Origin of the sequence: Streptomyces rubiginosohelvolus (assembly GCF_014649875.1) — a bacterium.
GTDB classification, from domain to species: domain Bacteria; phylum Actinomycetota; class Actinomycetes; order Streptomycetales; family Streptomycetaceae; genus Streptomyces; species Streptomyces rubiginosohelvolus.
This window is the reverse complement of sequence record NZ_BMTW01000001.1, coordinates 1,491,463-1,515,392: the sequence shown is the minus strand read 5'-3', so window position 1 is coordinate 1,515,392 and position 23,930 is coordinate 1,491,463. Positions and strand designations below refer to the sequence as shown.

Sequence of the window (23,930 nt, the reverse complement as noted above, 5' to 3'; positions counted from 1 at the left end):
CCAGCGGCTGCGTGGCTGGGTAGCTCAGTTGGTACGAGCGATCGCCTGAAAAGCGATAGGTCGCCGGTTCGATCCCGGCCCCAGCCACTTCACGAAGGCCCCGTCCACCGGACGGGGCCTTCGCCGTGTCACACCTTCTCGGTCCCGGCGTGCTCCTCCTGCTCCTTCTCCGCCGCCGCTACGTCGGCATCGCGCCGCCGCCAGGCCCGTACACCCAGGACCAGCAGCGCCACGAACACCACCGCGACCAGCGCCGCACCGTCCGGCACCCGTTCGCCGAGCTTCTGCGCCCACTGCTCGACCGCGAACGAGTCGTCGACCCCGAGCAGGCCGGGCAGCGCGGTCGTCCCGTCGTAGACGAGGAACAGCGCGCCGAGGCCGATGAAGAACAGGCCCGACAGCAGCGATGTGGTGTGCAGCTGGAACCGGCCGCCGAGCTGGACGGTCCGGCCGCGCAGCCAAGTGCGACGGCCCAGGTCGAACCGCTCCCAGAGCAGGGCGAGGACGAAGAGCGGTACGGCCATCCCGAGCGCGTACACCGCCAGCAGCAGCCCGCCGTAGACCGGGCTGCCGCTGACCGCCGCGACGGTCAGGACGCTGCCGAGGATCGGGCCCGCGCAGAATCCGGCCAGCCCGTAGACCGCGCCCAGCGCGTAGACGGAGAACACGGTGGTGGGGCGGATCCGGCCGCTGAGCTCGGCCATCCGCCGGGAGGCGAAGCCGAGGCCGACGATCTGCGCGACGCCGAGCACGATGATCAGCCAGCCCGCGCCGGTGACGAGGGCGTCGCGGTGGCCGTAGAACAGCCGCCCGGCGTACGAACCGGCCGCGCCGAGCGGGACGAGGGTGGTGGCGAGCCCGGCGTAGAAGATGCCGGTACGGGCCAGCAGCCGGGAGGTGGAGTCGATGGAGTACGCGAAGAACGCCGGAAGCAGCAGCGCGCTGCACGGGCTGACCAGGGCGAGCAGCCCGCCGAGGAAGGCCGCGAAGTAGCCGATGTCGGCCGTCACTTGGCGGGCTCCCCTGCCTTGCCTGCGGCCCCCGTGGTCTTCGCCTGCTCGGCGGCGGCCTCGATGGCCCGGGTGAACGTCTCGTCCGGCTGGGCGCCCGCGATCGGGCGGCCGTTGATCAGGAACGACGGGGTGGACGTGGCGCCGATCCCGTACGCCTGCTCCTGGTCCTTCTTGACCGACGCGCGGGCCGCGTCGCCGTCGAGGTCCTTCATGAACCGGTCCAGGTCCTTCACCCCGGCCTCCTCGGCGAGCGCCTTCACCCGGTCCTTGCCGAAGCCCTTCTCCTTCGCCCCCTCGGCGTAGGCGGCGCGGTGGAACTCCCAGAAGCGGTTCTGCTGCCCGGCGGCCCAGGCGCCGCGCGCGGCGTTCTCGGACTCCTCGCCGAAGATCGGGAAGTTGCGCCACTCGATGCGCAGCGTGCCGTCCTTCACGTACTTCTGGATCAGCTCCGGCTCGGTGTCCCGGGCGAACTTGCCGCAGTAGCCGCACTTGAAGTCGGCGTACTCGATCAGGACGACCGGGGCGTCGGCCGGGCCGATGGCCAGCTTGTCGTCCGCGTCCCGGCGGGCGAGCTTCGCCAGCTCCGGGTAGACGCCCTCGTTCGGGTCGGCGGAGACCTCGGCGGCGGGGCCGGTGGCGGTGGTGTCCTTCGCGGTGTCGTCGGGGGCGGTGGCCTTGTACGAGGCGAAGCCGAGGAGACCGGCCGCGACGACGACCACCGCGCCGTAGACGAGGGGCTTGCGCGCGTTCGCGGTCTTCGTGTTCTTGGGCGTGGGCATGCGGCACTCCGTGCTGGTGATGCGGGAGAAAGGGCGGACGGTGCGGGGCGGGCGGGTGCCCGCCGGACGCCTCCTACACCCGCAGCACGGAGAGTTCGACCGGGGTCGGGGTGTACGGGAGGGGGGCGCGGGCCCGTATCCCCGGCGGCGGCTCGGCCGGCAGCGCGCCCGTCGCGACGGGCAGCCCCCAGGGCGCGAGCCCCGGCGCGTGGTCGTGGGCGGACCGGGCGCGGGAGGGAACGGCGGGCTCACCGTCGTGATCACGGAGCTTCCCGCAGCCGGGGACCGGGGCACGCCCGCCGGAGGCCTCGGCCACGGGGGCTTGGGCCGGGGCTTGGGCCTGGTGCTGCGCCCGGTCCGGAGCCGAGCCCTCGGCCCTGGCCTGAGCCGGGCCGTCCGCCTGGGCCGGGCCCTGCACAACGTGCGCCACCGGCGCGGAGGCCCCCGGACCGGCGGCGGCGACCGCCCCCGGCCCGCACAACAGCCCCAGCAGCGCCGCGAGCAGCGCCGTAAGGCTCCACCACTGCGTACGGGACACGGGACCGGGCCTTTCTCGCGCGAGCGGTGGTGACGGGGGCGTTCGACTGCCCGAAATGGTACGTGCCGCGTGACGCAGCCCGCGCGAAATGAGGTCGCCACTGGCCGGGCCCGGGTGAGATCCTGGGATCCGTATGTCTACTTCCTTCGCCGATCTCCAGTCCCAGCTCGGTCAGCTCTCGCTCCGCGACGCGAACCGGCTCGGCCGGCGCCTCGAAGGAGCGCGCCGCATCCGCAAGCCCGAGGCCCGCCAGTCCGTGCTGGACGAGATCGCGGCCGAGGCGGGCAAGGCGGCCGAACGGCTCGCGGCGCGCGCGGCCCGGCTGCCCGCCCTGTCGTACCCGGAAGAGCTGCCGGTCAGCCAGAAGAAGGACGAGATCCTGGAGGCGATACGCGACCACCAGGTCGTGATCGTCGCCGGGGAGACCGGGTCCGGGAAGACCACGCAGATCCCCAAGATCTGTATGGAGCTGGGGCGCGGCGTCCGGGGCATGATCGGGCACACCCAGCCCCGCCGGATCGCAGCCCGTACGGTCGCGGAGCGCGTAGCGGACGAGCTGAAGACGCCGCTGGGCGAGACGGTCGGCTGGAAGGTCCGCTTCACCGATCAGGTGAACCCGGAGTCGACGTATCTGAAGCTGATGACGGACGGCATCCTGCTCGCCGAGATCCAGACGGACCGCGAGCTGCTGGCGTACGACACGATCATCATCGACGAGGCCCACGAGCGGTCGCTGAACATCGACTTCCTGCTCGGCTATCTGGCCCGGCTGCTGCCCCGCCGCCCCGATCTGAAGGTCGTCATCACCTCGGCGACCATCGACCCGGAGCGGTTCGCACGCCACTTCGGCGAGGCGCCGATCGTGGAGGTCAGCGGGCGGACGTATCCGGTCGAGGTGCGGTATCGCCCGTTGCTGGAGGAGGACAGCGAGGACTCCGACCGGGACCAGATCACCGCCATCTGCGACGCCGTCGACGAGCTGGGCCACGAGGCCCCCGGCGACGTCCTGGTCTTCCTCTCCGGTGAGCGCGAGATCCGGGACACGGCGGACGCGCTGAACAAGCGCAACCTCAGACATACCGAGGTGCTCCCCCTCTACGCGCGTCTCTCGCACGCCGAGCAGCACCGCGTGTTCCAGCGCCACACCGGACGCCGCATCGTGCTGGCGACCAACGTCGCCGAGACCTCGCTGACCGTCCCCGGCATCAAGTACGTGATCGACCCGGGCAACGCCCGCATCTCCCGCTACAGCCACCGCACCAAGGTCCAGCGGCTGCCGATCGAGCGGATCTCCCAGGCCAGCGCCAACCAGCGCAAGGGCCGCTGCGGCCGTACGTCGGACGGCATCTGCATCCGGCTGTACTCGGAGGACGACTTCGTCACCCGGCCGGAGTTCACCGACCCGGAGATCCTGCGGACCAACCTGGCCTCCGTCATCCTCCAGATGACCGCCGCCGGGCTGGGCGACATCGAGAAGTTCCCCTTCATCGACCCGCCGGACCACCGCAACATCCGCGACGGCGTGCAGCTCCTCCAGGAGCTGGGGGCTCTCGACCCCGCCGAGAAGGACCCGAAGAAGCGGCTGACCCCGCTCGGCCGCAAGCTCTCCCAGCTGCCCGTCGACCCGCGCCTGGCCCGCATGGTCATCGAGGCCGACAAGAACGGCTGCGCCCGCGAGGTCATGGTCATCGCCGCCGCGCTCTCCATCCAGGACCCGCGCGAGCGGCCGGCGGAGAAGCAGACGCAGGCCGACCAGAACCACGCCCGGTTCAAGGACGAGACCTCCGACTTCCTGGCGTATCTGAACCTCTGGGCCTATGTCCGCGAGCAGCAGAAGGAGCGAGGCTCGTCCTCGTTCCGCCGGATGTGCAAGCAGGAGTATCTGAACTTCCTGCGCATCCGCGAATGGCAGGACATCTACGCGCAGCTGCGGACGGTCGCCAAGCAGATGGGCATCACCGTCGAGGAGCCCAAGGCGGAGGCGTCCATCCCCGAGCAGGCGGTGCACACCTCGCTGCTGGCCGGGCTGCTGTCGCACATCGGGCTGAAGGACACCGAGAAGAACGAGTATCTGGGCGCGCGCAGCGCCAAGTTCGCGATCTTCCCCGGCTCGGCGCTGTTCAAGAAGCAGCCCCGGTTCCTGATGTCGGCGGAGCTGGTGGAGACCTCCCGGCTCTGGGCGCGGGTCAACGCCAAGGTCGAGCCCGAGTGGATCGAACCGCTGGCCGGGCACCTGCTGAAGCGGACCTACAGCGAGCCGCACTGGGAGAAGGACCAGGCGGCGGTGATGGCGTACGAGCGGGTCACCCTCTACGGCGTGCCGATCGTCGCCCAGCGCAAGGTCAATTTCGGACGAATCGACCAGGAGGCCTCGCGGGATCTGTTCATCCGCAACGCCCTGGTCGAGGGCGACTGGCGCACCCACCACCAGTTCTTCCACGACAACCGCAAACTGCTCGGCGAGGTCGAGGAGCTGGAGCACCGGGCCCGGCGCCGCGACATCCTCGTGGACGACGAGACCCTGTTCGACTTCTACGACCAGCGGATTCCCGAGCACATCGTGTCCGGGGCGCACTTCGACTCCTGGTGGAAGCACAAGAAGCGCGAGGAGCCGGACGCGCTCGACTTCGAGCGCTCCATGCTCATCAACGAGAAGGCCGGGGCCGTCACCAAGGACGACTACCCGGACTCCTGGCGGCAGGGGAAGCTCAAGTTCAAGGTGACGTACCAGTTCGAGCCCGGCGCGGACGCGGACGGTGTGACCGTGCACGTGCCGCTCCAGGTGCTCAACCAGGTCACCGCCGAGGGCTTCGACTGGCAGATCCCGGGGCTGCGCGAGGAGGTCGTCACCGAGCTGATCCGCTCGCTGCCGAAGCCGATCCGCCGGCACTACGTCCCCGCGCCGAACTACGCCGACAAGTTCCTCGACCGGGCGGTCCCGCTCCAGGAGCCGCTGCCGCAGACCCTGGCGCGGGAGCTCCAGCGGATGGTCGGGGTCCCGGTCACGGCGGACGACTTCGACCTCTCCCGGGTCCCGGACCACCTCAAGATCACGTTCCGGATCGTCGACGAGCGGCGGCGGAAGGTCGCCGAGGACAAGGACCTGGAGGCGCTGAAGCTCCAGCTGCGCCCGAAGGCCCGCCAGGCGCTCTCCAAGGCCGCCGCGGCGACCGCGGGGCCCTCGGGGGAGTCCATCGAGCGCTCGGGCCTCACGGACTGGACGATCGGCACGCTGAACAAGGTCTTCGAGACCCGGCGGGCCGGTCAGCCGGTCAAGGCGTATCCGGCGCTGGTCGACCAGGGCGAGAGCGTGGCGGTGCGGCTCTTCGACACCGAGGCCGAGCAGCAGCAGGCGATGTGGTGCGGTACCCGGCGGCTGATCATGCTGAACATCCCGGTGAACCCGGCGAAGTTCGCGTCCGACCGGCTGAGCAATCAGCAGAAGCTGGCGCTGTCCCGTAATCCGCACGGCTCGGTGCAGGCCCTCTTCGAGGACTGCGCGACCGCCGCGGCCGACCGGCTGATCGCCGCGCACGGCGGGCCCGCGTGGGACGAGAAGGCGTTCCGGACGCTGTACGACAAGGTGCGCGCGGACCTGGTGGACCTCACCGTCCGCACGATCGACCAGGTGCAGCAGATCCTGGCCGCGTGGCAGGCCTGCGAGCGCCGGCTGAAGTCGACGAACAGCCTGGCTCTGGTGGCCAACGTCACGGACGTACGGGAGCAGCTGGCCCGTCTCGTACCGCCCGGTTTCGTTACGGCCACCGGGCTGCGCCGGCTGCCGGACCTGATGCGCTACCTCGTGGCGGCCGACCGGCGGCTCCAGCAGATGCCGACGGCCGTTCAGCGGGACACCACGCGGATGGAGAAGGTCCACGAGATGCAGGACGAGTACGCCTGGCTCCTCGAACAGTTCCCGCAGGGCAGGCCGGTGCCGCAGGAGGCCCTGGACGTCCGCTGGATGATCGAGGAGCTGCGGGTCAGCTACTTCGCCCACGCGCTGGGGACCGCGTTCCCCGTCTCGGACAAGCGGATCGTGAAGGCGATCGACGCCCTCGCGCCCTGACGCGGGGCCGCCGGAGGAGGCCGGGAGGTGGGTGACGGAGTCACCACCAGGAGTGAAGTCGACCTGGACCTCCCACCTCCTGTACAGTCTGGTTTCGCAGCAAGCCGCACGGCAAGCAGCGAAAACCTGGTCCTGTGGAGCAGTTTGGAGTGCTCGCCACCCTGTCAAGGTGGAGGCCGCGGGTTCAAATCCCGTCAGGACCGCAGTAGGAGAAAGCCCGGATCGTTTCGATCCGGGCTTTCTCGCGTCTTGACGGCTTCATCCGCCGCGGGTACCCCGTAGAAGCAGAGGCCGTATCCGTACCTTCGGCGCTTCTCGCGGCGAGGGACGGCCGGGCCCACCGGGAGGTGGCTCGTATGTCCGCGTCCGCAGCACGACATGAGACCCGCGCGCTGCTGCGCGCCCACCTGGCGGCCGCTTCCGCCTATCGCCATCTCACCCGGCACTGCGCGGTCTGCCATCGCCTCCTGCGCCTCGCCATGGAGCCCGGGGCGACCGCGGAGCCCGAAGGGGCGGCCGAAGACCCTCAGGAGGCCGGCGGCAACGAGGACGAAAGACCCACGGCAACACGACCATCGGCCGGGTGACTGCGCGTTCGGACAGTGGCAGGCTCGTAGTTGGCAAGCATCAGGTGATGTGACGGTAGTCACCGAAAGAGTTTTCAGACCGGGGGATTTTACGCCTCCCCTACAACTGGTGAATTTAATATGTGCAATTGCACGGGGTCCGTGGAGTTGCGGGGACCGTTCCGTCCGGGGCTGTCCCGCCGCGTCCGGGACGCTCACCCACACTCCCGCACAGACCCGCCCACAGACCCACGAACGCCCCCGTCGGCCCCCTGAAGCCGACCGACCGCCCGGTTCTGACTCCGGGCCGGTACGGGCGCGGGAGCGGCTCGGAGAGCCCGTCCAGGGACCGTCCGGGCGGTCCGGGAGCCGGCCGGAGAGGCCCTGTCCGGGCACAAAAAGATCGCGCTGGACCCGGCGGAGTCCAGCGCGATCGATACGACGAAAACCCGTGGAACACAGGTATGACGCCCGTTGGGGCAGGCGTCCGTCGAGTGGAGCTATGGGTGGGCGACTGGGGTTGGGGGACCTGTCAGCTGCCCGGATGTTGTGCGGTACTGCGGTACTGCTGTGCTGCTGTTATCGCTGGTCGGCAGGGGTGTTCAGGCCTCGCTGCGCTGCTGCGGAATACCCGCAAGCAGTGCGCGGACCTCTGCCTCGCGGTACCGGCGATGTCCACCGAGCGTGCGGATGGACGTGAGCTTGCCAGCCTTGGCCCAACGGGTGACCGTCTTCGGGTCCACGCGGAACATCGTGGCAACCTCAGCCGGGGTCAGCAGCGGCTCGGCATCAGGGGTGCGAGCGGTCATGAGCGGCCTCCTCGGGAGAACCGAACCTTCTCGGTTCTTTCCTCTAAATTCTGCACCTTGACCCGCGTTGCCCGAAATGGCGGACGCGGGCCGAGTCGGTTATAGGACGAACGGCTTGTCCTCGGCACTACAACTACACCATCCGTCCAGCCACGTCGGCCAAACCGATGGAATTGCCCTCCCAGGTGTTCATCAGCGACGGAAGCCGATGGACCATGCCATAGCGGACAGTCACGCACCAGTGACGATCAGTCACAGAGCGATCAGGAGTCGTCAGACCCCCCATAGAGTGCAATGTCGAGCATTCTGCCCTTACTTGGACAGAAGGAGCCCTCCCCGGACTCCTTGTCCTATTTTGGCATGAGGGTTAGGGATAGGCGCAAGGGCCCCGTTAGTGCTGTCCATCACGGTTGAGGCAAAGGCCCGGTTCGGGACGTAGGTCCCGGACCCAGCGGCGTACGCCCCTGCCCCACCCGTCCCATGAGACCTCACGGGTCACACGGAACGCCGGTTCACCGAACACCGGTTCACGGATCGTCCGTCGGTTCACGGCCCGCCCGCTCCGCCTCCTCCCTCCTCCTCGCGTCCCGGCCCTTCGTCCTGGATGAAGGATGCCCCGGTTCCGTCACCTTGATGCCGCTGTGGGCCTTTTCACGTCAATTGGTGAACTGGAGGTCCCGGATCGCCCGCCAGCGCTCCGCGAGCCGCGCGTACGCCTCCCCCGCGCCCTCGCTGTCGCCGTCCCGCAGCGCGGCGAGCCCCTCCGCCACATCCGCCGCCGACCGGTCCCCGGCGAGCCGGTCCGCCGGCAGCGCGTGGACGAGGCCCCCGTAGTCCAGCTCGACCAGCGAGCGCGGATGGAACTCCTCCAGCCAGCGCCCCACGTCCACCAGCCCCTCGGTCAGCGGCCCTTCCGGAACGCTCTCCCGCAGCGTCCGCAGCGCCCGCGCCAGCCGGCGCCGGGCCTCGACCATCGGCGTGCGGTACCGCAGGAGGGGTCCCGCCCCCTCGCCGTCCGCCGCCGTGTACTCCCGCTCCTCGTCGTCGAAGAGGACGAACCAGCGCACCGGGACCTGCCACACCGTGGTGCGGATCCACGGCCGCGCGTCCGGGTGGAGCCGCCGCCAGCGCTCGTGGTCCGCCGCCACCTGGCCGCGCACCACCGCGGACAGCACGGCGTCGAGCACGTTGGCCGGAAACATGCCCCCCAGCTCCTCCAGGGCCAGCCAGCCCCGCAGCCGGGTCCGCCACGGACAGACGCACACCACCCCGTCCAGCTCCGCCACGAACGCGTCGCCGCTCTCGTGCACGGGCACCCCGACCGGCGGCGTCGCCACCAAGTCGGCCAGCGAGCGGCGCAGTTCGTCCTGGGCCGTGGGGAGCTCCTCGCGTTGCGCGTAGCGCGCCCAGTGGCTGCGCTCGGGCTCGGCGAAGGCGGCGAGCGGCTCGTAGATCCGGAGGTAGGACGTGTAAGGGACGAGCACCGAAGACACCACCGACATGGAGCGCATCGTGTCACGGCCGATGACCCCCGGAGGGTGATCCTTCGCGCGGGGGCAGATACGCGCCGCCTGAGGACTTACGCTCTTGCCCATCGGACCGGCCGTGCCGGTCGGTCCGGGGTCCTCCCCACCCCTAGGAGGGCCTCCGCCGCTTCGTTCTTTGGGAGTCACCACAGTGACCGATGTGACTAGCGGGCACGTAGACGTACTGCAGACCCTGTTCCACTCGGATCAGGGGGGCCACGAGCAAATCGTGATCTGCCAGGACCGTGCCAGCGGCCTCAAGGCCGTCATCGCCCTCCACTCCACCGCCCTGGGCCCGGCCCTCGGCGGCACCCGCTTCTACCCGTACGCATCCGAGGCCGACGCCGTCGCCGACGCGCTGAACCTGTCGCGCGGGATGTCGTACAAGAACGCCCTCGCCGGCCTCGACCACGGTGGCGGCAAGGCCGTCATCATCGGCGACCCGGAGAAGATCAAGAGCGAGGAACTCCTCCTCGCCTACGGCCGGTTCGTCGCCTCGCTCGGCGGCCGCTACGTCACCGCCTGCGACGTCGGCACCTATGTCGCCGACATGGACGTCGTCGCCCGGGAGTGCCGCTGGACCACCGGCCGCTCCCCCGAGAACGGCGGCGCGGGCGACTCCTCGGTGCTCACCGCGTTCGGCGTCTTCCAGGGCATGCGGGCCTCGGCCCAGCACCTCTGGGGCGACCCGACGCTGCGCGGCCGCAAGGTCGGCGTCGCCGGGGTCGGCAAGGTCGGCCGCCACCTCGTCGAGCACCTGCTCTCCGACGGGGCCGAGGTCGTGATCACCGACGTCCGCGCGGAGTCGCTGCGCACGATCACCGACCTGCACCCCGAGGTCACCGTGGCGGCGGACACCGACGCCCTGATCCGTACCGAGGGCCTGGACATCTACGCGCCGTGCGCGCTCGGCGGCGCGCTGAACGACGACACCGTCTCCGTGCTCACCGCGAAGGTGGTGTGCGGCGCGGCCAACAACCAGCTGGCGCACCCGGGTGTGGAGAAGGACCTGGCCGACCGGTCGGTTCTCTACGCGCCCGACTACGTGGTCAACGCCGGCGGCGTGATCCAGGTGGCCGACGAGCTGCACGGGTTCGACTTCGACCGGTGCAAGGCGAAGGCGACGAAGATCTTCGACACCACGCTGGAAATATTCGCACGTGCGAAGGCGGATGGGATTCCGCCGGCCGCGGCGGCCGACCGGCTCGCCGAACAGCGGATGGCGGAGGCGCGCTCCCGCTGACCGCCCGGCCGCCCGTGACCGCCGACCGGCGAGACAAGACTCACGCCGGTCGGCGGGTCGTACCTCCACAAGAGGTTAAAATCGCAGTTGACCAGCGAGGACGGGGCTCCTCGCCGGTCCTGTGCCGGGGACCGGAATGCGGGCGGCGTACCGTATGGCCACGGAAGCAGGTACCGTTAAAGCTCTACGGGCGCGGTCTCTCTGTCGAGAGTCCGTCCTGAAACATGAACGCGTGTCAAGACTCTGGGGCCGTCGAGCCCCGTCACCGAGGGGGTCGAGCCATGGGGCGCGGCCGGGCAAAGGCCAAGCAGACCAAGGTCGCCCGCCAGCTGAAGTACAGCAGCGGCGGGACGGACCTGTCGCGTCTGGCCAATGAGCTGGGCGCATCGCCTTCGAGTCAGCCACCGAACGCAGAGCCGTTCGAGGACGACGACGAGGAAGATGACCCGTACGCACAGTACGCGGATCGCTACAACCAGGACGATGACGACGATCAGGACGACCAGTCCGGTCCGTCGTCACAGCGCCGCGGCGCTTGACCTCGCGCTGACACTTCAACCCGGTCCGGGCTTGCCCCGGGCCGGGTTCTGTGTGTCCCGGTCCGGGTTGCCCGTGGTGCGATCCGGTTTCCGTGCCGTGTGCGGTGGTGCGCCCGGCGCACCACCGCGTGACGGTGACTAGCGTGCGTAGGCCCCGGTCAGCTCGGCGCCCGTCGCGTGGTCGCCGCGGTCGGTGATCTCACCGGCGACCCAGGAGTCGACCCCGCGGTCGGCCAGCGTCGTCAGGGCCGCGTCCACCGAGTCGGCCGGGACGATCGCGATCATGCCGACGCCCATGTTGAGCGTCTTCTCCAGCTCCAGCTGCTCCACGTTCCCGGCCTTGCCGACCAGGTCGAAGACCGCGCCGGGCGTCCACGTGGAGCGGTCCACGGTGGCGTGCAGGCCGTCCGGGATGACCCGGGCCAGGTTGTTGGCCAGGCCGCCGCCGGTGACGTGGCTGAAGCCGTGCACCTCGGTCGTACGGGTGAGGGCCAGGCAGTCCAGGGAGTAGATCCGGGTGGGCTCCAGGAGCTCCTCGCCGAGCGTGCGGCCGAACTCCTCGACCTCGCGGTCCAGGGTCCAGCCGGCCCGGTCGAAGACCACGTGGCGGACGAGCGAGTACCCGTTGGAGTGAAGACCGGAGGACGCCATGGCGATGACGGCGTCACCCTTGCGGATACGGTCCGGGCCGAGCAGGCGGTCGGCCTCGACCACGCCCGTACCGGCTCCGGCGACGTCGAAGTCGTCCGGGCCCAGCAGGCCCGGGTGCTCGGCCGTCTCGCCGCCGACCAGGGCGCAGCCCGCCAGGACGCAGCCTTCGGCGATGCCCTTCACGATGGCCGCGACACGCTCGGGGTGCACCTTGCCGACGCAGATGTAGTCGGTCATGAACAGCGGCTCGGCGCCGCAGACGACGAGGTCGTCCACGACCATGCCGACGAGGTCGTGGCCGATGGTGTCGTACACGCCCATCTGGCGGGCCAGGTCCACCTTGGTGCCCACACCGTCGGTGGCGGAGGCGAGGAGCGGACGCTCGTAGCGCTTGAGCGCCGAGGCGTCGAAGAGGCCGGCGAAGCCGCCGAGTCCGCCGAGACCGGCGACCTCGGGGCGCTGGGTCTTCTTCACCCACTCCTTCATCAGCTCGACGGCGCGGTCACCGGCTTCGATGTCGACGCCGGCCGCCGCGTAGGAAGCACCTGTTGTCTCAGACATGGCCTGGGATCTTTCGTGTGGAGATACGGGGCTGGTGGGAGGGGCCGCGGTGCGTCCGGGTCACGGACGGCGCAGCGCGTCGGCCGCGGCGGTCGCCGCGGGGCCCGCCGCCAGCTCGGTCTCCAGCAGCTGCTTGCCGAGCAGCTCCGGGTCCGGGAGGTCCATGGGGTACTCACCGTCGAAGCAGGCGCGGCAGAGGTTCGGCTTGTCGATCGTCGTCGCCTCGATCATCGAGTCGATCGAGATGTACGAGAGGGAGTCGGCGCCCATGGAGGTGCAGATCTCGTCGACCGTCATGCCGTTGGCGATCAGCTCGGCGCGGGTGGCGAAGTCGATCCCGAAGAAGCAGGGCCACTTCACCGGCGGCGAGGAGATCCGGATGTGGATCTCGGCGGCGCCGGCCTCGCGGAGCATCCGGACCAGGGCGCGCTGGGTGTTGCCGCGGACGATCGAGTCGTCGACGACCACCAGGCGCTTGCCCTTGATGACTTCCTTGAGCGGGTTCAGCTTGAGCCGGATGCCGAGCTGGCGGATGGTCTGCGAGGGCTGGATGAAGGTCCGGCCGACGTAGGCGTTCTTGACCAGTCCGGCGCCGAAGGGAATGCCGCTGGCTTCCGCGTACCCGATCGCGGCGGGGGTGCCGGATTCCGGGGTCGCTATGACGAGATCCGCCTCGACGGGGGCCTCGGCGGCCAGTTTGCGGCCCATCTCCACGCGGGAGAGGTAGACGTTCCGCCCGGCGATGTCGGTGTCGGGGCGGGCGAGGTAGACGTACTCGAAGACACAGCCCTTGGGCTTCGCTTCTGCGAATCGCGAGGTGCGGAGACCGTTCTCGTCGATGGCGACGAGCTCGCCCGGCTCGATCTCGCGTACGTAGCTGGCGCCGCAGATGTCGAGCGCGGCGGACTCCGAGGCGACGACCCAGCCGCGCTCCAGGCGGCCGAGGACCAGCGGGCGGATGCCCTGCGGGTCGCGGGCGGCGTAGAGCGTGTGCTCGTCCATGAAGACGAGCGAGAAGGCGCCCTTCACATCGGGGAGCACCTTGGCGGCGGCTTCCTCGATGGTGAGCGGCTTGTCGTCCTCGTCGCGCTGCCCGGCGAGCAGCGCGGTCACCAGGTCGGTGTCGTTGGTCGCGGCGACCTGGGTGGCGCGGCCGTCCTTGCGCGGGAGGTCGGCGACCATCTCCGCGAGCTGGGCGGTGTTGACCAGGTTCCCGTTGTGGCCGAGGGCGATCGAGCCGTGCGCGGTGGCACGGAACGTCGGCTGCGCGTTCTCCCACACCGAGGCACCGGTGGTGGAGTAGCGGGCATGACCGACCGCGATATGGCCCTGGAGGGAACCCAGAGACGTTTCGTCGAAGACCTGCGAGACCAGTCCCATGTCCTTGAAGACCAGGATCTGGGACCCGTTGCTCACTGCGATGCCCGCGGATTCCTGTCCGCGGTGCTGCAGGGCATACAGTCCGAAATAGGTGAGCTTGGCGACCTCTTCGCCCGGAGCCCAGACACCGAAGACGCCGCAAGCGTCCTGGGGGCCTTTCTCTCCGGGGAGCAGGTCGTGGTTGAGTCGTCCATCACCACGGGGCACGGCACCGAGTGTAGGCGAGGTCGGCCACTGGTCCGAATTGGGGACCGGGGGGCAAACGCGCGGTGGAGCACGGGGAACGGGCCCGCCCGCCACCCGGGGCGGGTGATTCGCGGGACTTCGGTCGGTGACCCTGCGTGACGCCCGCCCGGAGGGCGCGGAGCGCCCGGGACGGACGCGGCGCTCCCTTCCGGGCCGAGCGGCTGGTTACCGACGGGTAGCCGCGCTGGGCGGCGGGCGGGCGGCCGTGGCGCTCGGTGAACCCGGCCGATCTTCGCCCGGGCCGCTGGCCGAACGCTCGTTTCGTGGTGAGCCTCACACCGAGGGGCCGGGTTCAGCCGTGCTCGGAGCTGTTTTCGGCCCCGGCGGGTGCGGCTGTGGCACCGATCCCCTTGCCGTCGTCGGCGGCGAGGGTGAGGGTGCTGCCCTTGATCGTGTACGTCTTCGTGCCCTTGAGGGCGGCGAGCACGGCGCGCTCCGTCTCCATCTCGGCCTCCGGGCACATCTTGCGAGTGCTGACCGTGGGCCCGAAGACGATTCGGGAGTCCTTGACCGTGGCCTTGCCGCTGAAGGAGTTGCAGCCGGCGTTGCCGCGTACGGTGCCGTCCTCGGCGAAGGTCAGGTGCGGCGTCCGCTCCTTCGGCAGGTCCGCCGGCACGGTGGTGGCGGTCTTCCCGTCGAGCAGCGTGTTCACCGTCCACTTGGTGCCCACCAGGTCGGCGGGCTTCTCCTCGCTGAGCGCCATGGTGTTCCCGCCTTCCGTGGTGAGGGTCAGCTTGTCGCCGGAGAGCTTCGCGGTGTGCTCGCCGCCCATGGCGTCGATGGCGGCCTTCTCGAACCTCTCGATCTTCACGTCGCACGCCATCTGCGTGGTGACGGGCTTGCCCAGGGTGATCCGGTCGCCCTTCACCTGCGCGTCCACGCTGATGTGGTTGCAGCCGAAGTCCGCGGTGGCGCGGCCCTTCGGGTCGATCTCCAGGCGGGCCCCCTCCGGGGCCTCGGTCTTCTTCCCGCCGACGGTCACCGAGTCGACGCTCCACGCCACGCCGGTGACGGGGACATCGCTCTGCGCGGTGTCCCCGCCGTCGCCGGATCCCTTGCCGGAGCCGGAACCCGACTCCGTACCGCAGGCGGCGAGGGCGAGGAGGGCCAGGACACTGACGCTGAGGGTCATCCGTTGTGTGTGCATGGCGATGTGACGGTACGAGGGTCCGATCCGGTTCCGCCCGCTCCGCTTCGGGGCGTACGCAACCGGATCACCCGGCTTCGCCGTCGGGCGCCCGGCTCAGCGCAGCAGCGGGAGCAGCGCGGCCAGGTCGGCCCGCTCCCCACTGGCGCTGACCTCGGCTTCTTCCAGGGCCCGCGCCCACTCCGTACGCCCGGTGGCGAGCCGGATCCAGGTCAGCGGGGAGGTCTCCACGACATTGGGCGGGGTGCCCCGGGTGTGCTTGGGGCCGCCGATGCACTGGACCACCGCGAACGGCGGGACCCGCACCTCGACCGAGCCGCCCGGCGCCCGGTCCGCGAGGGTGTCCGCCAGCAGCCGGGTGCAGGCGGCCAGGGCCTGCCGGTCGTACGGGATCTCCAGCCCGAGCGCCTCGTTCAGGTCGTCCGTGTGGACGATCAGCTCGACGGTCCGGGTGACCAGGTAGTCGGTCAGCCGCATGGAGCCGACCCGGGTGGGCAGCAGCCGGTCCCCCGTGCCGGAGGAGGGGACGTCCGCGAGGAAGGCCGCCTCCACCTCCCCGTACAGCGCGAGGAGGTCGGGGCGGTCGGCCGCCGGGGCCGGGGCTTCGGGGTCCCTGACGACCGCCGCGACGGCCGGCGGCCACTCCAGGAGGGTGGTCGCGGGCTTGGGTCCGGGCGGCTCCCGCAGGGCCAGGTCCCGGCTGACCGAGCCGAGCCCCTGCGCGATGTGCGCGACCAGATCACGCACCGTCCAGTCGCCGAGCCGGGTCGGTGAGGCGAGCTGCTGCGGCGTCAGCGCGGCGACGGCGTCGCGCACATGGGCGTACTGGGCGAGGACCGCCGTCCGGGTCCTGAGGTGGTCGTAGGCGCGCGGGCGCTTCTTGGCCGGAGGCATGGGGCCGAGACTAACCGGCGCCACCGACATCGCCGGGCCGGGCCGGTGCGGCCTGTTCCCCGACCCCACCGGCATCGCCCGGCCGGGCTTCCGCGACCCGCTCCTCGGCTTCGTCGATCCGCTCCTCCACGGTGAACGTCTCGCCGTTCGCCGGGACTCCGACGCCCCGCCAGGTGAACGGGACACCCCGGGCGTCGTCGAGGTCCGGGCCGTCCATCAGGTGGACGTGGAGGTGCGGTTCGGAGCTGTTGCCGGAGTTGCCCACGCTGCCGATCCGCTGACCGGCCCGGACGGTGTCCCCGGCCTTCACCCGGAGCGATCCGCGCCGGGCGTGCGCGTAGACGGCGTACGTGCCGTCGCCGAGGTCGAGGACCACGTGGTTGCCGACGACCCGGTGCGCGCCGGCGATCGAGCGGACGTTGCCCTCGATGAGCATCAGGTAGACGAAACCGGCCAGCGACGTGCGGCTCAGGTGGTCGCGCTGGCCGTCGCTCGCCCGCACGACCGTGGCGTCGGCCACCGCGAGCAGGGGGGCGCCGAAGGCCGGGAAGGCCTGGTTGCGGCGGAAGAGCGGCCAGAGCCAGCGGAACGCGGGCCGGGCCGGCGGCTCGCCCTCCCCCGTCTCCGGGTCGGCCACGATGTCGATCGCGTACGTCTGCCCGTACACGTGCGTCCCGTGGCTCGGCACCTTGTCCGCCGGGCTGTTGAGGGCGCTCCAGCGACCGGTGACCGGCGGGTCGACCTCGACCGGGGGCCTCGGCTCACCCCGGGGCGCGGCGGCCCGGGCCTGCAGGGCCATCGTCGCCACCATGAGGGCGAGCACGACCAGCGCGGGCAGGAAGGTGGTCGCCCAGCCCGGCCCGGGCAGATCCGTGACGAACTCCCCGATCATCAGCGCGAACAGGACCAGCCAGGACAGCCGCATGGCGGCCGGGACGGCTTTGCGGACGGACTCGGACATGGTCGTTTCCCCCTGATGTCGCGGAGACTCTCGTCGGTTTCAGGGCCGCGCCGCCGTCAGCACCACCAGCAGCGGCACGACCCGGGCGGGCGGCACCTCGTACTTGCCGCGTCCCGCCGCGTGCAGCCAGCCCGCGCCGGTCAGTTGGCGCAGGTGGTGGTAGATCTGGCCGGTGGTGCCGGCACCGTCGAGGGCGGCCAGTTCGGCGGCCGTCCTGAGGCCGCCGAGGATCTCGCGGAGCAGGCGCAGCCGGACCGGGTGGCCCAGCGCGGCGAACGACTCGGCGGCATCCGCCCAGTCCCCGTCGAACAGGGCCTCGGTGAAGGCGCCGTACTGCCAGCCGTACTGCTCACCGGTGGGCAGCCGGACCGAGCCCGTGTAGAGCACTCCCCCGTCGGCCCCGGCCTCCCCGGCGTCGGCGAGCTGCTGCTTCAGCCCTTCCAGCGCCCAGAAGTCGCCGTCGCCCAGCCGGGGGGACTCGGGGTCCCGCCGCTCCAGCGCCGTGAGCCGCCTCTCCAGCTCGGCGACCCGCTGCTCCAGCTCCATGACACCAATCTTACGTAATTACGTAATTTCCATCAAGAGGGTTCGGGAGAAGGCCGAAGCCCCCGCCCGGACGGCCCGGGAGGGGGCTTCGTGAAACGCCGGTCGGCGCGGCTCAGGCGAGCAGCGCGGGGATCGTCGCCTCGTGCGCCGTACGGAGCTCGCTCAGCGGGATGCTGAACTCGCCCTGGATCTCGATCTCCTCGCCGTCCACGACACCGATGCGGGCGACGGGCAGACCGCGCGCCCCGCACATGTCGGTGAAGCGGAGCTCCTCGCTGCGCGGGACCGCGACGACCGCGCGGCCTGCCGACTCGGAGAAGAGGAACGTGAACGCGTCCAGGCCGTCCGGCACGACCAGCCGGGCGCCCTTCCCGCCGCGCAGGCAGGACTCGGTGACCGCCTGGATCAGGCCGCCGTCGGACAGGTCGTGCGCGGCGTCGATCATGCCGTCGCGCGAGCCCGAGATGAGGATCTCCGCGAGCAGCTTCTCGCGGGGCAGGTCCACCTTGGGCGGCAGGCCGCCGAGGTGCTGGTGGACGACCTCGGACCAGGCCGAGCCGCCGAACTCCTCGGCCGTGTCGCCCAGCAGGTAGAGGAGCTGGCCCTCTTCCGCGAAGGCGACGGGCGTACGCCGGTTCACGTCGTCGATCACACCGAGCACGGCCACGACCGGCGTCGGGTGGATCGCCGTCTCACCGGTCTGGTTGTACAGCGAGACGTTGCCGCCGGTGACCGGGGTGCCCAGCTCCAGGCAGCCGTCCGCGAGACCGCGCGTGGCCTCGGCGAACTGCCACATGACGTCCGGGTCCTCGGGAGAACCGAAGTTCAGGCAGTCCGAGATGGCCAGCGGCTTGGCGCCGGAGGCGGCGACGTTGCGGTACGACTCCGCCAGCGCGAGCTGCGCGCCGGTGTACGGGTCGAGCTTGGCGTACCGGCCGTTGCCGTCGGTCGCCAGCGCCACGCCCAGGTTCGACTCGGCGTCGATGCGGACCATGCCCGCGTCCTCGGGCATCGCGAGGACGGTGTTGCCCTGCACGAAGCGGTCGTACTGGTCGGTGATCCAGGACTTCGACGCCTGGTTCGGGGAAGCGACCAGCTTGAGGACCTGCTCGCGCAGCTCGGCGGCGTTCGCCGGGCGGGCGAGCTTGCCCGCGTCGTCCGCCTGGAGCGCGTCCTGCCAGGACGGCCGGGCGAACGGGCGGTGGTAGACCGGGCCGTCGTGGGCGACCGAGCGCGGCGGGACGTCGACGATCTGCTCGCCGTGCCAGAAGATCTCCAGCTGGGAACCGTCGGTCACCTCACCGATGACGGTGGCGATGACGTCCCACTTCTCGCAGATCTCCAGGAAGCGGTCCACGTGCTGCGGCTCGACGATCGCGCACATGCGCTCCTGCGACTCGCTCATGAGGATCTCCTCGGGCGAGAGGGAGGAGTCGCGCAGCGGCACGGTGTCCAGCTCGACGCGCATGCCACCGGAACCGGCGGAGGCCAGCTCGCTGGTGGCGCAGGAGAGCCCGGCGCCGCCGAGGTCCTGGATGCCCGCGACGAGCTTCTCCTTGAAGATCTCCAGGGTGCACTCGATGAGGAGCTTCTCCTGGAACGGGTCGCCGACCTGGACGGCGGGGCGCTTGGCGGGGCCCGTCGACTCGAAGGTCTCGCTCGCCAGCACGGAGACGCCGCCGATGCCGTCGCCGCCGGTGCGGGCGCCGTACAGGATGACCTTGTTGCCGGGGCCCGACGCCTGCGCGAGGTGGATGTCCTCGTGCTTCATCACGCCGATGCAGCCGGCGTTGACCAGCGGGTTGCCCTGGTAGCAGGAGTCGAAGACGACCTCGCCGCCGATGTTGGGCAGGCCGAGGCAGTTGCCGTAGCCGCCGATGCCCGCGACGACGCCCGGCAGGACGCGCTTGGTGTCGGGGTGGTCGGCCGCGCCGAAGCGCAGCGGGTCGACGACCGCGACCGGGCAGGCGCCCATCGCGAGGATGTCGCGGACGATGCCGCCGATGCCGGTGGCCGCGCCCTGGTAGGGCTCGATGTACGAGGGGTGGTTGTGCGACTCGACCTTGAAGGTGACCGCGTACCCCTGGCCGACGTCGACGACGCCCGCGTTCTCGCCGATGCCGACGAGCATCGCGTCGTTGGCGGGGACCTTCTCGCCGAACTGCTTGAGGTGGACCTTGCTGCTCTTGTACGAGCAGTGCTCGGACCACATCACGGAGTACATGGCGAGCTCGGCGCCGGTGGGACGGCGGCCCAGGATCTCGCGGATCCGGGCGTACTCGTCCTCCTTGAGGCCGAGCTCCTTCCAGGGCTGCGCGGCGTCCGGGGTCTCGGCCGCGTGCTTGACCGTATCCAGGCTCATGCGTTGACCAGCTTCTTGATGATCGAGGTGAAGAAACCGAGGCCGTCGGTGCGGCCGGTGCCGATGAGCGGCTCCACGGCGTGCTCCGGGTGCGGCATCAGGCCGACGATGTTGCCCGCGGCGTTGGTGATGCCCGCGATGTCGCGGAGCGAGCCGTTGGGGTTGCCGTGCAGGTAGCGGAAGGCGACGCGGCCCTCGGCCTCCAGCTCGTCGAGCGTGCGCTCGTCGGCGGTGTACCGGCCGTCCATGTTCTTGAGCGGGACCCTGATCTCCTGACCGGCGCTGTAGTCCGAGGTCCAGGCGGTCTCCGCGTTCTCCACCCGCAACGTCTGGTCGCGGCAGATGAAGTGGAGGTGGTTGTTGCGCAGCATCGCGCCGGGCAGCAGGTGCGCCTCGGTCAGGATCTGGAAACCGTTGCAGATGCCGAGGACCGGCATCCCGGCCTTCGCCTGCTCGATGAGGGTTTCCATCACCGGCGAGAAGCGGGAGATGGCACCGGCGCGGAGGTAGTCCCCGTAGGAGAAACCGCCGGCCAGGACGACCGCGTCGACCTGGTGCAGGTCCTTGTCGCGGTGCCACAGGGATACGGGCTCGGCGCCCGCGATACGGACGGCGCGCAGGGCGTCCTGATCGTCGAGGGTGCCGGGAAAAGTGACGACGCCGATACGGGTGGTCACTTCTCCTCCTCCACCTTCACGACGAAGTCCTCGATGACGGTGTTGGCGAGGAACGTCTCGGCCATCTCGTTAATACGGGCGAGGGCGGCGTCGTCGACCGGCCCCTCGACCTCCAGCTCGAAACGCTTTCCCTGACGAACGTCCGCGATTCCCTCGAAGCCGAGACGGGGCAGTGCGCGCTGCACCGCCTGTCCCTGCGGGTCGAGGATCTCGGGCTTGAGCATGACGTCGACTACGACGCGTGCCACTGGCACTCCCGGTGTGGTGGTGTGGTGCGGCTGTCTCTCCGGGGGGTTCCCCAGACCCCCGCGGGTCCACTCAGCGTACCTGGCCAAAATTTCTACGCGGGTAGATATCGGGCGGGACGGCCCTGGTGAGGGCGGTGCGTAGATCACGTCCGTATATCGGCCACGACACCGCACGGAAAAGCTCTGGAAAAAACCCGCCCGGATTGCACACGGATTGCACACGGACACGCGCACGTAATTGGCTGGGCTTCACAATGCGGTACCCGCCGCTGTACAAATGATTACCGGGGAAAGCACCATTGCCCCGGGGACAACGGAACAGTCGACATCTCGTCGATCCGCTTCCGCCCGCCCGGCAGCCGGAAGGCCGGCATCCGCGCACGCAGAACGCGCCGGTGCCGCAGGAAAGGACCGATATCCGTGGCTCAGCGCGTTGTGGTGACACTCTCCGACGACATCGACGGGGGAGCGGCGGCGGAAACGGTGGCCTTCGCCCTGGACGGGAAGACGTACGAGATCGACCTCAATCCCGCCAACGCGAAGAAACTGCGGAAGACCCTGGCGCCTTACGTGGCCGCCGGCCGAAAGCAGACAAATGCCAGTAAGCACGGCAGGACGCCCACGGCCTACCGCCACACCTCCCTCGCCCCGGACCCGGCGGCCGTCCGCGCCTGGGCCCGCTCGCACCGGATGGACGTGCCGGCCCGCGGCCGCATCCCGAAGAAGGTCTACGAGGCGTTCGCCGCGGCGGGTTGAGCCGACGCCGTACGACGCCCCGTCAGGCGGCCCCGGGCGGACCGCCGGACGGCTCGTCGGCCGTCCTCGCGGACCCGCCCACCGAGCTCCGCGGGGAGCCGACTTGCGCGACACCCCCGCAGGTCGGATAGAGTCTGGAACACGCCGAGGGGCGAGGCCGCAAAGCCGAATCCCACGCAGCGTGCGGGTGTAGTTCAGTAGTAGAACAGCCCCCTTCCAGGGGGAAGGCGCAGTGTGCAATTCCTGTCACCCGCTCTGCACGACTCTTCTGACCACTTCGTGGGATCAGGTAGAGTGGTGCTCGCTCCACCGGTGAAAGCCGAGTGGCTGCACTGCGGACGTAGCTCAGTTGGTAGAGCGCAACCTTGCCAAGGTTGAGGTCGCCAGTTCGAACCTGGTCGTCCGCTCAGAGGCAAAGGCCCCGATCGTTTTCGATCGGGGCCTTTGGCGTTCTTCCGCCACCCCATGACGTTTGTCATGAGCAGTGATGACAGCGCGCACTGCTCCCGGGCCCGATCCGGCGGAACTCTGGAAGCATGACCAGCGACGACATTCTCAGCGACCGACGCGACGGTGGCACGTTCCCGCTCGCGGGAGCCGTGACGACGGAGACGGTGATCGCGGTGGACGGGGTTCGCCGCAGCTACAAGGACGGCTTCGAGGCCGTCTCCGGCGTCTCCTTCTCCGTCGCCCGCGGCGAGCTGTTCGCCCTCCTCGGGACGAACGGCGCGGGCAAGACCTCCACCGTGGAACTCCTCGAAGGACTGGCCCTCCCGACCTCCGGGACCATCAAGGTCCTCGGCCACGACCCGTACCGCGAACGCGCCGCCGTCCGCCCCCGTACCGGCGTCATGCTCCAGGAGGGCGGCTTCCCCTCCGACCTCACCGTGCTGGAGACCGCGCGGATGTGGTCGGAGTGCACCACCGGCGCCCGCCCCGCCGCCGAGGCCCTGGAGATGGTCGGCCTCAGCAGCCGGGCCAAGGTGCGGGTCAAGCAGCTGTCCGGCGGCGAGAAGCGGCGCCTGGACCTGGCCCTGGCCCTCACCTCGCGGCCCGAGGTGCTCTTCCTCGACGAACCGACCACCGGACTGGACGCCGAGGGGCGGCGCGACACCTGGGACCTGATCCGGGCGCTCCGGGAGTCCGGCACGACCGTCCTGCTGACCACCCACTACCTGGAGGAAGCCGAGTCCCTCGCGGACCGGCTGGCGATCATGCACCAGGGACAGATCGTGACGACCGGGACGACGGCCGAGGTCACCGCCGCGCACCCGGCCCGGATCCGCTTCACCCTCCCCGACGGCGTACCGGCCGCCCACATTCCGCTCTCGCTCCAGGCCGGGGCGGACGGGCAGCGGGTGGAGATCCGCACCCCCACGCTCCAGGAGTCCCTGCACGAACTCCTCGGCTGGGCCAGGGAGTCGGGCGTGGAACTGCTCGGGCTCGACGCCCGCTCCGCCTCGCTGGAGGAGGCGTTCCTGCAGATCGCGAACACCCAGCTCCGCTCGCGGGCCGACGACCCGCGCAGGGTGGGACCCCGGCACGGGTCCGCCGACGGCAGCACCCCGAACGAGACGAAGAAGGTGACGGCATGACCACGCCCACCGCCCTCGCGGACGGCCGCACGGCACCCGAGCGGTCCCCCTCCCCCTCCGGCCGGTCCGCCTCCTTCCGGCGGCTGAACGCCCTCGCCCGTGCCGAGCTGATCCTGCTGATCCGCAACCGGTCCGCGATCTTCGTGGCCCTGGTGCTGCCGATCGTGATGATCTTCTCGATCCGGGCCTCGCTCGAACAGATCGACCTCGCCGGCACCGGACTCTCCGTCGCGGGCGCCGCCCTCACCGGCGGTATCGGCATCGTGCTGGTCCAGGTCGTCTACATGAACCTCGTCACCGGTTACGTCACCCGGCGCGAGGAACTCGTCCTCAAGCGGCTGCGCACCGGCGAGGTCACCGACCGGGAGATCCTGATCTCCACGGCGCTGCCCTCCGTCGCGCTGGCGGTCCTCCAGAGCGTGCTGCTCGTCGTGGCGGGCGCGATCGCCTTCGACCTGTCCGCGCCGAAGCGGCCGGAGCTGTTCCTGCTGGGCCTGCTCGTCGGCTTCGTGATGATGTCCGCGCTCGCCGCCGCGACCTCCGCGGTGACCCGGACGGTCCAGACCTCGCAGCTCACCACGCTGCCGCTGTTCTTCGTCTCGCTCTTCGCCTCCGGGATCTTCGTCCCGCTGGACGTCTTCCCGGACAAGCTGGCCGCCGTCTTCGAACTGCTGCCGCTGACCGGCGTGATGACCCTCGTACGGCACGGCTGGCTCGGCGGGGTGGAGGGCGGCGACCTGGTCACGGCCGTCGTGGCGGCGCTGGCCTGGACCGCGTTCGCGGTGTTTGCTGTGCGACGGTGGTTCCGCTGGGACCCGCGGGGCTGA

21 protein-coding genes and 4 tRNA genes are annotated in these 23,930 nt (G+C 70.4%); 11 read left to right on the top strand and 14 right to left on the bottom strand.

Features of this window, described 5'->3' with window-relative positions; translation table 11 throughout:
* Nucleotides 1-13: 13 nt before the first annotated feature.
* Nucleotides 14-87: transfer RNA gene (locus IE134_RS07190), tRNA-Phe, on the top strand.
* Nucleotides 88-128: 41 nt separating this feature from the next.
* On the opposite strand, the gene IE134_RS07185 is transcribed toward IE134_RS07190, so the two are convergent.
* The 3 genes from IE134_RS07185 to IE134_RS07175 all read right to left on the bottom strand — a co-directional run bounded on the left by IE134_RS07185 (nucleotide 129) and on the right by IE134_RS07175 (nucleotide 2,330).
* Entirely contained in the window at nucleotides 129-1,010 is an 882-nt protein-coding gene (locus tag IE134_RS07185; RefSeq protein ID WP_189429879.1) for a cytochrome c biogenesis CcdA family protein, read from the bottom strand.
* On the bottom strand, nucleotides 1,007-1,792 hold the full coding sequence (locus IE134_RS07180) for a DsbA family protein (protein WP_030707688.1): 786 nt from the start codon (nucleotides 1,790-1,792) through the stop codon (nucleotides 1,007-1,009). Before IE134_RS07180 ends, IE134_RS07185 begins: the two co-directional genes overlap by 4 nt.
* A gap of 73 nt (nucleotides 1,793-1,865) precedes the next feature.
* Nucleotides 1,866-2,330, bottom strand: a complete 465-nt coding sequence (locus IE134_RS07175; protein WP_189429878.1) for a hypothetical protein — start codon at nucleotides 2,328-2,330, stop codon at nucleotides 1,866-1,868.
* A 133-nt stretch (nucleotides 2,331-2,463) separates the two neighbouring features.
* Here IE134_RS07175 and hrpA point away from each other — a divergent pair, with 133 nt between their 5' ends.
* From hrpA to IE134_RS07160, 3 genes are all read left to right on the top strand, one after another.
* The gene (gene hrpA, locus IE134_RS07170) at nucleotides 2,464-6,396 is read left to right on the top strand and encodes an ATP-dependent RNA helicase HrpA (RefSeq protein ID WP_189429877.1); all 3,933 of its coding nucleotides are present in this window, start codon (nucleotides 2,464-2,466) and stop codon (nucleotides 6,394-6,396) included.
* 128 nt (nucleotides 6,397-6,524) lie between these two features.
* Nucleotides 6,525-6,599, top strand: a tRNA-Asp gene (locus IE134_RS07165).
* A 153-nt stretch (nucleotides 6,600-6,752) separates the two neighbouring features.
* The gene (locus tag IE134_RS07160; RefSeq protein WP_189429876.1) at nucleotides 6,753-6,983 is read left to right on the top strand and encodes a DUF6274 family protein; all 231 of its coding nucleotides are present in this window, start codon (nucleotides 6,753-6,755) and stop codon (nucleotides 6,981-6,983) included.
* 581 nt (nucleotides 6,984-7,564) lie between these two features.
* Here IE134_RS07160 and bldC read toward each other — a convergent pair.
* Nucleotides 7,565-7,771, bottom strand: coding sequence for a developmental transcriptional regulator BldC (gene bldC, locus IE134_RS07155; RefSeq protein ID WP_003949541.1), 207 nt, complete (start codon nucleotides 7,769-7,771; stop codon nucleotides 7,565-7,567).
* A gap of 656 nt (nucleotides 7,772-8,427) precedes the next feature.
* Nucleotides 8,428-9,273, bottom strand: a complete 846-nt coding sequence (locus IE134_RS07150) for a DUF8083 family protein (protein ID WP_189429875.1) — start codon at nucleotides 9,271-9,273, stop codon at nucleotides 8,428-8,430.
* A 175-nt stretch (nucleotides 9,274-9,448) separates the two neighbouring features.
* On the opposite strand from IE134_RS07150, the gene IE134_RS07145 reads away from it, so the two are divergent.
* Together IE134_RS07145 and IE134_RS07140 are read left to right on the top strand one after the other, a co-directional pair.
* A complete protein-coding gene (locus IE134_RS07145; RefSeq protein WP_030707678.1) occupies nucleotides 9,449-10,540 on the top strand; it encodes a Leu/Phe/Val dehydrogenase in 1,092 nt (363 codons plus the stop codon).
* A 281-nt stretch (nucleotides 10,541-10,821) separates the two neighbouring features.
* Nucleotides 10,822-11,079, top strand: coding sequence for a DUF3073 domain-containing protein (locus IE134_RS07140; RefSeq protein ID WP_006125824.1), 258 nt, complete (start codon nucleotides 10,822-10,824; stop codon nucleotides 11,077-11,079).
* A gap of 138 nt (nucleotides 11,080-11,217) precedes the next feature.
* On the opposite strand, the gene purM is transcribed toward IE134_RS07140, so the two are convergent.
* From purM to purS, 9 genes are all read right to left on the bottom strand, one after another.
* A complete protein-coding gene (purM, locus tag IE134_RS07135) occupies nucleotides 11,218-12,291 on the bottom strand; it encodes a phosphoribosylformylglycinamidine cyclo-ligase (RefSeq protein ID WP_030707677.1) in 1,074 nt (357 codons plus the stop codon).
* Nucleotides 12,292-12,351: 60 nt separating this feature from the next.
* The gene (purF, locus tag IE134_RS07130; RefSeq protein WP_030076797.1) at nucleotides 12,352-13,878 is read right to left on the bottom strand and encodes an amidophosphoribosyltransferase; all 1,527 of its coding nucleotides are present in this window, start codon (nucleotides 13,876-13,878) and stop codon (nucleotides 12,352-12,354) included.
* Nucleotides 13,879-14,209: 331 nt separating this feature from the next.
* Nucleotides 14,210-15,049, bottom strand: coding sequence for an META domain-containing protein (locus IE134_RS07125; protein WP_078614300.1), 840 nt, complete (start codon nucleotides 15,047-15,049; stop codon nucleotides 14,210-14,212).
* 111 nt (nucleotides 15,050-15,160) lie between these two features.
* Nucleotides 15,161-15,958 carry a maleylpyruvate isomerase family mycothiol-dependent enzyme gene (locus IE134_RS07120; RefSeq protein ID WP_189429873.1) on the bottom strand — a complete coding sequence of 266 codons (798 nt, stop codon included), beginning with the start codon at nucleotides 15,956-15,958 and terminating at the stop codon, nucleotides 15,161-15,163.
* A 10-nt stretch (nucleotides 15,959-15,968) separates the two neighbouring features.
* On the bottom strand, nucleotides 15,969-16,919 hold the full coding sequence (locus IE134_RS07115) for a M23 family metallopeptidase (RefSeq protein WP_098895235.1): 951 nt from the start codon (nucleotides 16,917-16,919) through the stop codon (nucleotides 15,969-15,971).
* A gap of 39 nt (nucleotides 16,920-16,958) precedes the next feature.
* Nucleotides 16,959-17,465 carry an ArsR/SmtB family transcription factor gene (locus IE134_RS07110; RefSeq protein ID WP_030707670.1) on the bottom strand — a complete coding sequence of 169 codons (507 nt, stop codon included), beginning with the start codon at nucleotides 17,463-17,465 and terminating at the stop codon, nucleotides 16,959-16,961.
* A 112-nt stretch (nucleotides 17,466-17,577) separates the two neighbouring features.
* Nucleotides 17,578-19,827 carry a phosphoribosylformylglycinamidine synthase subunit PurL gene (purL, locus tag IE134_RS07105; protein ID WP_189429870.1) on the bottom strand — a complete coding sequence of 750 codons (2,250 nt, stop codon included), beginning with the start codon at nucleotides 19,825-19,827 and terminating at the stop codon, nucleotides 17,578-17,580.
* Complete coding sequence (purQ, locus tag IE134_RS07100; protein ID WP_030707667.1) at nucleotides 19,824-20,504, bottom strand: phosphoribosylformylglycinamidine synthase subunit PurQ; 681 nt, start codon at nucleotides 20,502-20,504, stop codon at nucleotides 19,824-19,826. Before purQ ends, purL begins: the two co-directional genes overlap by 4 nt.
* Nucleotides 20,501-20,752: a phosphoribosylformylglycinamidine synthase subunit PurS gene (gene purS, locus IE134_RS07095; protein WP_010056446.1), complete on the bottom strand. Its 252-nt coding sequence runs from the start codon at nucleotides 20,750-20,752 to the stop codon at nucleotides 20,501-20,503. The genes purQ and purS overlap by 4 nt, the downstream gene beginning before the upstream one ends.
* A 420-nt stretch (nucleotides 20,753-21,172) precedes the next feature.
* On the opposite strand from purS, the gene IE134_RS07090 reads away from it, so the two are divergent.
* The 5 genes from IE134_RS07090 to IE134_RS07070 all read left to right on the top strand — a co-directional run bounded on the left by IE134_RS07090 (nucleotide 21,173) and on the right by IE134_RS07070 (nucleotide 23,930).
* Nucleotides 21,173-21,508, top strand: coding sequence for a histone-like nucleoid-structuring protein Lsr2 (locus IE134_RS07090; protein WP_030707665.1), 336 nt, complete (start codon nucleotides 21,173-21,175; stop codon nucleotides 21,506-21,508).
* A gap of 183 nt (nucleotides 21,509-21,691) precedes the next feature.
* Nucleotides 21,692-21,763: transfer RNA gene (locus tag IE134_RS07085), tRNA-Gly, on the top strand.
* A 79-nt stretch (nucleotides 21,764-21,842) separates the two neighbouring features.
* Nucleotides 21,843-21,915, top strand: a tRNA-Gly gene (locus tag IE134_RS07080).
* A 129-nt stretch (nucleotides 21,916-22,044) separates the two neighbouring features.
* Complete coding sequence (locus IE134_RS07075; RefSeq protein WP_098017881.1) at nucleotides 22,045-23,103, top strand: ABC transporter ATP-binding protein; 1,059 nt, start codon at nucleotides 22,045-22,047, stop codon at nucleotides 23,101-23,103.
* Nucleotides 23,100-23,930: an ABC transporter permease gene (locus IE134_RS07070; RefSeq protein WP_030707662.1), complete on the top strand. Its 831-nt coding sequence runs from the start codon at nucleotides 23,100-23,102 to the stop codon at nucleotides 23,928-23,930. The genes IE134_RS07075 and IE134_RS07070 overlap by 4 nt, the downstream gene beginning before the upstream one ends.